Origin of the sequence: Gracilimonas amylolytica (genome assembly GCF_002911695.1) — a bacterium.
GTDB lineage: Bacteria > Bacteroidota > Rhodothermia > Balneolales > Balneolaceae > Gracilimonas > Gracilimonas amylolytica.
Genome location: NZ_PQBS01000023.1, coordinates 1 through 2,500, shown reverse-complemented (window position 1 = coordinate 2,500; position 2,500 = coordinate 1). Strand labels below are relative to the sequence as shown.

Here is a 2,500-nt window from a genome sequence, read left to right as displayed (position 1 = left end):
CTTTACACGTCCTTCTTCGCCTCTGTATGCCTAGGCATCCACCGTGTGCCCTTAGTATGCTTCTATTATATGGCTTGCACGGCGTCTCCGCCGCACGGCCTACATAAGTACTTCATGCTATTGGTTTACAATTGTGGTCTGGATGTGGGACGAACCGCATCCAGATACCTTGGCGTAGCACGCACGCCCAATCGGACGCACGCACTACTATCTTCCATTACCTACCTACCGAAGCAGGTAAGCAATATCAGACCTTTTACTATTGCTATTGCTTTCATCATGTCAAAGAACCCACACTCTCGCGTGTGGAACGTGTCTGCTTGCTCGCGCGCCTTCCGGCAACGCCTCAAACTCAAACATTCTGTTAAAGAACAGGTATAAAACATCCGGGATCTGCATCCTCTCATCTCATGTCTTACTACCTCAAAATCTCAAAAAACTCGTGTGGAGCTACGGCCCCGATGTTCGGGGGAACCGCCAACCCTGCAGCGGCCTCAATCAGCCACTCAGTATCGCTTGCTTCACTATGTCAAACTCGTGTGGAGCTACGGGGATTCGAACCCCGGACCCCCTGCTTGCAAAGCAGGTGCTCTAGCCAGCTGAGCTATAGCCCCTTGCACTAAATTGTGGGCTTGGGAGGACTTGAACCTCCGACCTCACGCTTATCAGGCGTGCGCTCTAACCACCTGAGCTACAAGCCCCGCTTAGCGGGGTATCGGCACAGGCGTTGGTCGCCGGCTGCGGCGAGTGTTCACCCGCTATATAATAAGTACAGATCAGATTGTTTGATACGAGCGCTTGCGTAGCGTCGTAGTTCCATATTGCAGGAACGCTCTCCTTGAAAGGAGGTGATCCAGCCGCACCTTCCGGTACGGCTACCTTGTTACGACTTAGCGCCAGTTACCAGGCTTACCCTAGGCACTCCTTGCTGGAGCGACATCAGGTACTCCTGACTTCCATCGCTTGACGGGCGGTGTGTACAAGGCCCGGGAACGTATTCACCGCGTCATTGCTGATACGCGATTACTAGCGATTCCACCTTCATGGAGTCGAGTTGCAGACTCCAATCCGAACTGAGAATGGCTTTGTGGATTTGCTCCCCCTCGCGGGGTGGCTACCCATTGTACCATCCATTGTAGCACGTGTGCAGCCCTGGACGTAAGGGCCATGATGACTTGACGTCGTCCCCACCTTCCTCACTACTTGCGTAGGCAGTCTGGCTAGAGTCCCCACCATTACGTGCTGGTAACTAACCACAGGGGTTGCGCTCGTTGCGGGACTTAACCCAACACCTCACGGCACGAGCTGACGACAGCCATGCAGCACCTTCCATAGTGCCCCGAAGGGACTCTCCTTTTCGGGAGATAACACTGTGGATTTAGCCCAGGTAAGGTTCCTCGCGTTGCATCGAATTAAGCCACATGCTCCACCGCTTGTGCGGGCCCCCGTCAATTCCTTTGAGTTTCATCGTTGCCGACGTACTCCCCAGGTGGTATGCTTACTGCGTTAACTGCGTCACTGGCCCCAAAGGACCAACAACTAGCATACATCGTTTACAGCGTGGACTACCAGGGTATCTAATCCTGTTCGCTCCCCACGCTTTCGTGCCTCAGCGTCAGTTACAGTCCAGCCGGCCGCCTTCGCCACTGATGTTCTTCGTAATATCTATGCATTTCACCGCTACACTACGAATTCCACCGACCTCTTCTGTACTCAAGAAACCCAGTATCTATGGCAATTTTACCGTTAAGCGGCAAGATTTCACCACAGACTTAGGCTCCCGCCTACGCACCCTTTACACCCAATGATTCCGGACAACGCTTGCACCCTCCGTATTACCGCGGCTGCTGGCACGGAGTTAGCCGGTGCTTATTCAAATGGTACCGTCACTACAAGACGAATCTCGTACGTTCTTCCCATTCAAAAGCCGTTTACAACCCATAGGGCCGTCTTCCGGCACGCGGCGTGGCTGCGTCAGGCTTTCGCCCATTGCGCAAGATTCCTCACTGCTGCCTCCCGTAGGAGTCTGGGCCGTGTCTCAGTCCCAGTGTGGGGGATCATCCTCTCAGACCCCCTAACTATCATCGCCTTGGTGAGCCGTTACCTCACCAACTAACTAATAGTACGCAGACCCCTCTATATCCGGCCGAAACCTTTAACAACTGTGGCCATGCGGCCCCGCTGCATTATGCGGTATTAGCACCCCTTTCGAGATGTTATCCCCCAGATATAGGCAGGTTATCTACGCGTTACTCACCCGTCCGCCAGTCTCCAGCAGCTGCAAGCAGCTACCTTCTCCTTCGACTTGCATGTGTTAAGCCCGCCGCCAGCGTTCGTCCTGAGCCAGGATCAAACTCTCCATTGTAAATATCTAATATATACTCTGTGAGCTAACCCTACGCTCTTGGTCATTTTCTATGCAAATTAATGCATCAAAGAATTGAACAAGCTCTCGCTCGCACAAACAATCTGATCTATACTTCATTATGTCTAAGAACAA

General features: G+C 52.9%; 2 tRNA genes and 2 rRNA genes (1 of these 4 cut by a window edge). All 4 read right to left on the bottom strand.

The features are described 5' to 3' along the window. Positions 1 to 67: ribosomal RNA gene (locus C3B73_RS05865) — 23S ribosomal RNA — on the bottom strand; it reaches 2,836 nt to the left of the window's first position. A 473-nt stretch (positions 68 to 540) separates the two neighbouring features. Further along, positions 541 to 614, bottom strand: a tRNA-Ala gene (locus C3B73_RS05860). Between the two features lie 13 nt (positions 615 to 627). Beyond that, positions 628 to 701, bottom strand: a tRNA-Ile gene (locus C3B73_RS05855). Positions 702 to 841: 140 nt separating this feature from the next. Further along, positions 842 to 2,365: ribosomal RNA gene (locus C3B73_RS05850) — 16S ribosomal RNA — on the bottom strand. The 16S and 23S rRNA genes sit together here with 2 tRNA genes alongside, the layout of an rRNA operon. Between the last annotated feature and the right edge of the window lie 135 nt (positions 2,366 to 2,500).